This is a genomic window from Microcystis sp. M113S1 (assembly GCF_020246945.1).
In the GTDB taxonomy this organism is placed as follows: Bacteria; Cyanobacteriota; Cyanobacteriia; order Cyanobacteriales; family Microcystaceae; genus Microcystis.
Genome location: NZ_JADBSA010000058.1, coordinates 1 through 7,026, shown reverse-complemented (window position 1 = coordinate 7,026; position 7,026 = coordinate 1). Strand labels below are relative to the sequence as shown.

Genomic DNA, 7,026 nt, shown 5'->3' with positions numbered 1-7,026 from the left:
TTCCACCCCTTCGCCACCAACCCTGTAGATAATTAGGGCTTGCTGAATAATGGTAAAACCATTTTAAAATAAAGCTTTTGACCTGTTAAAGTCCGATGTTCATGCTGCGAAAATAGGATTGGGACTTTCAAAAACCTTGCTTTATCATTCTTGTAGTACATCGCTTGGTACAAAAAACAAGGGCAACAAAGCCTGAAACGACCGGCTCCTGACTCCTGACTCCTGACTCCTACCACCACCGAAAAACTTTTTCAGCAGACCCGAATTAGCAGCGTTTATTGGCATTAGGATTAAACTTTGAACAGATAGCACAGGCTTTAGAATTAGAGATCGAACAGGTTAGACAAGCAACTCAAGGGGAATAGGAAAAGTTCAAGGTGATCCTATTTTAATCATAGTTTCCCAATCTTGATCGCTATCAATTAACAGTAAATGATTCTCCTAACTTTGATAAATTGATATAATTGCCGGTGGCTATCTTTTGCCGGTAGCCATCAAGCAAAAATCGGCAACCCCGAAAATCCCGCAAGTCTTCTCTTAATTGGGAACAATTTGCCGAAAAGTAACCGGACGCAGATAACCTCGAACTCTCACCGATAAGGGACTTGCGTAAAAATAAGCTGCTAGCTAGGAGGGTAGAACCGTCACATCCCATTTGGGTGAAGCTTCAGAACGCTGCCAGAAAGGTTGCAATTGTTCTAGTTCTTTAGCCAAAACCTTCACCCCTTTTTCATAAGTTCCTTCTAGCAAATGCACTAGAGGCTTTATGCCCTTCCGAGTCATGTTAGAAGCCCAATTAAGAGCCGCATCAATTGAACCCAAAATTGCCCCATTCCAATAGTTCTCTAAGACTGCCCAACACCGTTCAATTGGATTATATTTACTATGGCATTTGCGGATAGTAGATGAGCCGTATTTGCCACTGCGTTTTTCGGGCAAAGTCTACCATTCTTTTGATAAATTGGCTGCGGTTGCTGCCAGTGGCGGCTCCTGGTGTCTAAATCAATGACTAATTCTTCTAACCCTGGATAGATTGCTTGATTTTCTTGCCACCACAACTCTAAACAATCGGCCATGCTGTAGAATTAGCTTGACAAAAGTGAGACAAGGCCAAAGACTCTCTCGAAATGCAGTTAAATAATTGGATGGCGACCTAAAAATATGAGTGAATTAACTATTCGTCCAGCTAAAATTAGTGGTGTCATCCCAGATTCGATCGCCGCTGAGGTGGGTTTTGAAATCGGGGATGCGCTCCTCTCTATCAATGGTAATCGTCCCCGGGACTTAATCGATTATCAATTTTTATGTGCCGATGAATTTTTAACCCTAGAAGTGCTTGATCGTCAGGGCAAAACTCACCGGATAGAAATCGAAAAAGATTATCATGAAGACTTAGGTTTAGAGTTTGAAACTGCCCTTTTTGATGGCTTAATTCAGTGCAATAATAAATGTCCTTTTTGCTTTATCGACCAACAACCAGAGGGCAAAAGAGAAACTTTATACTATAAAGATGATGACTATCGCTTAAGTTTTCTCTATGGCAGTTATTTAACCTTAACTAATCTCACCTCAAAAGAATGGCAGCGCATCGAAAAGATGCACATATCACCGCTTTTTGTGTCCGTTCATGCCACGGAACCCGATCTGAGAATTCGTCTCTTAAAAAATCCCCGCGCTGGTCAAATTTTAGACCAGTTAAAATGGCTACAAGCCAGACAATTACAAATTCATGCCCAAGTGGTAGTTTGTCCCAATATTAATGATGGAATTCATCTCGAAAGAACCCTGTTAGATCTGGTTTCTTTTCATCGGGGAGATATTCCCTGTGTGGAGTCGGTTGCCGTAGTTCCCGTGGGATTAACCCGCTTTCGTCCCCAAGAAGATGAATTAATTCCCGTTAGCCAAGAAAAAGCGCGAGAAGTGATCGAACAAGTCCAAACTTTACAGAAACAATTTTGTCAAGAATTTGGCAGTAATGTGGTGTGGTTAGCTGATGAATGGTTTTTAATTGCCCGAGTCGATTTACCACCTCAATCTCACTACGAAGACTATCCCCAAATCGGTAACGGAGTTGGCTCGATTCGTCAATTTATTAGGGATTTTCAGAAGACAGCCAAGAAGTTATTACCTGCTCAAATTACTCCATCTAGACGATTGATATGGGTAGTGGGAAATGCGGTAGAACAAGCCTTTCAACCCCTAGTTAAACAGTTAAATAATCGGCGGGGTTTAACCGTGGAATTAGTGGCTTTAAATAGTGATTATTGGGGACAGGAAATCACGGTTACGGGTTTATTAACCGGGCAAGATATTCTCAAAGGATTACAAGGTAAAAATCTTGGGGATGGGGTTTTATTACCCTCCCTCATGCTCAAGCATGGGGAATCGGTATTTTTAGATGATCTCACCCTAGAAACTGTTATTAATCAGTTAGGAGTCCCTATTTATCCAGTCCTGGGAGTGGAGGAATTAATTAAAACTTGTCTTACTCTCAATCCCTTGAACAAATCCTAATCTTGAAAATAGACAATTATCAGTAATCGGTGATCAGATTTGAGTTTTTAGTGAGCGGTATTAAGTAGGGTCTGCTGAAAAAGTTTTTCGGTGGGGGTAGGGTGTGGGGTGTAGGGTGTAGGGTGTAGGGTTTTACCGATTTTGAGGTAGTCAGTTACCTAAAATTCAGGGAAAAAGTCCCTGAATTTTACCCCCGATCACCCCCAGGTCCGGCACTTTTTGAGGTCAAAAAAGTCTAAAAGCCTTATCCAACAAAGTTTTTAGATTTATTCAGCACCTGTCCCTTGAAACATCAGCCAAGAGAGGAAAAAATTAGCCACAAAAATCGCTAACAAAGAAGTTACCACAGCCGTGGTAGTAGATTGACCAACTCCTTTAGCACCGCCGGTGGTGGTTAAACCCCAACTGCAACCGATAATAGCAATTAAACCCCCAAAAATTAGGGACTTTAACATAGAACTAATTAAATCCCATGTTTCCAGAAAATTTTGGGCTGATTGTAAGAATAGGGAATAGGAAATACCGTAAAGACTATCGGAAATAAATAAACCACCGAGTAGGCCAGTGACTAAAGAGATAATAGTGAGCAGGGGTAACATTAAACTACAGGCAATCACCCGGGGAATGACCAAATAATCGATCGGATCGGTTTTTAAAATATATAAAGCGTCAATTTGTTCTGTTACTCGCATTGTACCAATTTCGGCGGCAAAAGCCGAGCCAACTCTCCCCGCCACCACCACCGCGGTTAAAACCGGGGCTAATTCTCTTGTTAAAGCCAAGGAAAGGACTCCCCCAACAAAACTACCCGCCCCAAAAAAAATAAATTCTCTGGCTACCTGAATAGTGAAAACCATACCCACAAAAGCAGCCGTAATTAGGGCAATTGTCAAGGATTCTGGCCCAACAATACTCATTTGTTCAAGAGTATTACGCCGGTGGATTTTGCCATTAAGAATATGTAAAAAAGTTTGTCCCGCTAATAAACCAGCAGCCCCCAAACGCTGGAACCATAAACTTAAACCACCGGCAGCATCACTTTTTCTTGGCATTTGTCGAGGGACTATCGCTAAAATCTAACTTATTATAGGCGAGAATTCCCTCTGATTATCCCTCGATTGTTAGGACTTGGTTTGATGCCACTCGATCGAGGGATAACAAACCATGGTTTTGCGCTGCCAGCAGGGGATAATAGAATTGTCTAGTAGTCGTCAGCTATCAACCCTGATTCTTTATCCATGCCAGATTTAGCGAAAATTATCCTGAGAAACCATAAAATTGATGCCGTTAAACGATTCCATCCTTGGATATTTTCCGGAGCGATTAAAGAGATGGAGGGGGAAGTCAAAGAGGGTGCTATCGTGGAGGTTTATAGCGATCAAGGCGAATATCTAGCCACTGGACTGTATAATCCTAGCAATATTGCCGTTAAAATTCTTTCTTTCCAAAAAGTCAGCGATATTGCTCAATTATTTCTCGAAAAATTCCAGAATGCCTATCAGCTGCGGCAACAAATCGGTTTAGTCGATAACCCGAAAACTAACTGTTATCGCTTAATTAACGCTGAAGGAGACGGTTTACCCAGTTTAATCGTCGATTGGTACAATGGCACGGCGGTTATTCAAGCTTATTCCCTAGCTTTATACCAACGTCTCGATCTGATTGTCGATTGCCTGAAAACTATCTACGCTGACAATTTACGGGCAATCTACGATAAAAGTGCCGCAGTTTTGGCGAAAAGCGCCCATATCTCCGAAAATAAATACTTATTTGGTCAAAAAACTGGCGATGAGGTGTTAGAATCTGGCCACCGCTTTATGATTGATTGGGAAAAAGGACAAAAAACAGGATTTTTCCTCGATCAAAGGGAAAATAGAGCAATATTGTCCCAATATTGCCAGAATAAACGGGTTTTAAATACTTTTTGTTACTCTGGCGGCTTTTCCGTCTATGCTATGCAAGCGGGGGCTGCCCTAGTCCATTCCGTTGATAGTTCCCACGGTGCGCTCGATCTTACCGAAAAAAATATCGCCCTGAATAATCTCGGTGAAGTTCCCCATCAATCCTACAGCGCCGATGTTTTTAACTTCCTGCGCGACTGTCAGGAGGATTACGATCTGATTGTCCTCGATCCCCCCGCTTTTGCCAAAAGTATCCAATCCCGTCATCAGGCGGTTATGGCTTATAAAAGATTAAATTACCAAGCTTTCCAGAAAATTCGCCCGCAAGGTATTATTTTCACCTTTTCCTGTTCCCAAGTGGTTAACGAAGAACATTTTCAGGGTGCTGTCATGGCTGCCGCCATTGAATCGGCTCGCCCAGTGCGAATTTTAGCACGTTTAAGCCAACCGGCGGACCATCCCACCAGTATCTATCACTCGGAAGGTTCCTACCTGAAAGGATTGGTTTTAGCGGTGGATTGATGGAAAATTAAACGATTACCATCCGGATCATAGATGTAGATTTCCGGACCGTGGGAAGCCTGGCTAATTTCTCCCCTAGCACCATAGCCGATTTCGCTCAAATGATCGAGGGCTTTTTCGAGACTCTCCACCTCAAAACAAATGCTCATGCTACTGCCCCTAGAATCGCTAAATTCGTCTCTGTGGGACTCTTTAGGGCAAAAAAGACCTAATTTAAGGTTAATCAGCCTAAATTCCGCATAAACGGCGGCAAGGTAGGGGTTTGGTTCCTGTTGCAACAGTTGACGATAAAACTGCACCGAGCGATCGAAATTACTCGTTCCTAGGGCAATAAAAGCTTCTGTGTAATTGAATGGACTATCGGGGGGGTTATTCATTGGGGTTGGGGATTAGGAGATGGGAGATTGCCCAAAAGATCTACTTCAGTGCGGTGAGGATGTCAAGTCCGTTGTACTGCCAATAGTAGTCGCGTCCATTGTCAGACTTTCTATAGCAAAGACCAAGGTGCTTAGGACAATCCATCGCTGAAACCCTGTTCAGATAAGAGTTTGAAAATTGAAAGCGTCCTAAATAACCCATTATTTGCTATATCTCCCTCGGTAGTAAGCTCTTTAAAATACCTATGGTTTGCTGAATAAATATAAAAACCTTGTTGGGTAAGACTTTTAGACTTTTTTGACCTCAAAAAGTGCCAACCCTTGGAGTGATCGGGGGGAAAATTCAGGTACTTTTTCCCTGAAAATTAGGTAGTTGACCACCTGAAAATCGGTAAAACCCATCCCCCATCCCCCAACCCCCAACCCCCAACCCCCAACCCCCACCGAAAAACTTTTTCAGCAGACCCTACCTATATCTGAAAGTCCTCTGGGACCATTTCCATCGGATCGAGGATCACCCTGAGCGTTCATCCGATCGAGTGATTTTGAGGAAAAAGTGTTAAAAAAGATTGCTGTTTGTAAAGACAACTGTTACCGTGGGTTCAAGAGTGCGCTTTGAAGGAGGAAAAACCCCATGCACCCTAACCTATCCATCTATCCCTCGATTGCTTCGCTACTTATGTAGGGCATAGATGCACAAATCAAAGATTTCAGAAGCAAAACCAATAAATTCCCGTACTGTTGCTTAAAACAGGAGTTTGATCATGAAATTACAGGGAAAAACAGCCCTAGTCACGGGGGCATCCCGGGGCATTGGACGAGCGATCGCCTTAGAATTAGCCCGACAAGGTTTAAGCAGAATTGTGATTGTTGCCAGAGATCAAGAGCGATTAGAAAAACTAGCGAAAGAAATTGAGTCCCTAGGGGTCATTGCCACACCCTTAGCCCTGGATTTAACCGAAAATGACCTTGTTAGTCCTGCAATTATCCGCGTTTGGCAAGAATGCCGTGGCATAGATATCCTCGTTAACTGTGCCGGTATTGCCCATCAAACCCCCTTTCTGCGATCGCGATTCTCGCAAGTGCAAGCAGAAATATCTTTAAATCTGATGGCCATGTACACGGTTACTCGCTTAATTGCTCGCCGGATGGCAATTAGGGGACAGGGAACGATTGTCAATGTTTCCAGCATGATGGGTAAAATTGCCGCTCCTAGCTTCGCTACCTACTCGGCCACCAAATTTGCCATTTTGGGTTTTAGTCAAGCTCTCAGGTCGGAATTACGAGAACACAACATCAAAGTTGTCACCCTCTTACCCTCTTTAACCGATACGGATATGGTGCGAGAATTGCAGTTATTTCGATGGTTAAAACCGATGAGCGCCGAAGAAGTCGCCCAAACCCTAATTACCGGGTTAAATAGGGAAAAAACGGAAATTGTCGTCGGTTGGCAAAGTCATCTAGCTCTTTGGGGCCAAAAATTTGCCCCGAAACTGCTTGAGAAAATTGTCGATTTAGCTTCTCCCTTACGTCAAAGCAAAGGAAAGCGAGGATGGCGAGAAGTGTTTAACTAGGGTCTGCTGAAAAAGTTTTTCGGTGGGGGTTGGGGGTTGGGGGTTGGGGGTTGGGGGTTGGGGGTTGGGGTGTGGGGTGTGGGGTGTGGGGTTTTACCCATTTTCAGGTGGTCAATTACCTAATTTTCAGGGAAAAAG

At 43.3% G+C, this 7,026-nt stretch carries 6 protein-coding genes and 1 pseudogene; 4 read left to right on the top strand and 3 right to left on the bottom strand.

The window, feature by feature from the left end:
- Window positions 1–272 precede the first annotated feature (272 nt).
- A pseudogene (locus IM319_RS03495) lies at window positions 273–365 on the top strand (Rpn family recombination-promoting nuclease/putative transposase); the annotation flags it as partial.
- A gap of 262 nt (window positions 366–627) precedes the next feature.
- Here IM319_RS03495 and IM319_RS03490 read toward each other — a convergent pair.
- Window positions 628–939: an ISAzo13-like element transposase-related protein gene (locus IM319_RS03490; RefSeq protein ID WP_287078216.1), complete on the bottom strand. Its 312-nt coding sequence runs from the start codon at window positions 937–939 to the stop codon at window positions 628–630.
- Window positions 940–1,161: 222 nt separating this feature from the next.
- Here IM319_RS03490 and IM319_RS03485 point away from each other — a divergent pair, with 222 nt between their 5' ends.
- Complete coding sequence (locus IM319_RS03485) at window positions 1,162–2,514, top strand: TIGR03279 family radical SAM protein (protein WP_287734658.1); 1,353 nt, start codon at window positions 1,162–1,164, stop codon at window positions 2,512–2,514.
- Window positions 2,515–2,780: 266 nt separating this feature from the next.
- Here the strand turns inward: IM319_RS03485 and IM319_RS03480 are convergent, their stop codons facing one another.
- Window positions 2,781–3,566: an MlaE family lipid ABC transporter permease subunit gene (locus tag IM319_RS03480; RefSeq protein ID WP_287734657.1), complete on the bottom strand. Its 786-nt coding sequence runs from the start codon at window positions 3,564–3,566 to the stop codon at window positions 2,781–2,783.
- Window positions 3,567–3,752: 186 nt separating this feature from the next.
- On the opposite strand from IM319_RS03480, the gene IM319_RS03475 reads away from it, so the two are divergent.
- Window positions 3,753–4,937, top strand: a complete 1,185-nt coding sequence (locus tag IM319_RS03475) for a class I SAM-dependent rRNA methyltransferase (protein ID WP_287734656.1) — start codon at window positions 3,753–3,755, stop codon at window positions 4,935–4,937.
- Here the strand turns inward: IM319_RS03475 and IM319_RS03470 are convergent.
- Window positions 4,904–5,314, bottom strand: coding sequence for a VOC family protein (locus IM319_RS03470; RefSeq protein WP_287734655.1), 411 nt, complete (start codon window positions 5,312–5,314; stop codon window positions 4,904–4,906). The genes IM319_RS03475 and IM319_RS03470 overlap by 34 nt on opposite strands.
- A 764-nt stretch (window positions 5,315–6,078) precedes the next feature.
- On the opposite strand from IM319_RS03470, the gene IM319_RS03465 reads away from it, so the two are divergent.
- Window positions 6,079–6,888 carry an SDR family NAD(P)-dependent oxidoreductase gene (locus IM319_RS03465; protein WP_287696962.1) on the top strand — a complete coding sequence of 270 codons (810 nt, stop codon included), beginning with the start codon at window positions 6,079–6,081 and terminating at the stop codon, window positions 6,886–6,888.
- The last annotated feature ends 138 nt before the right edge of the window (window positions 6,889–7,026 follow it).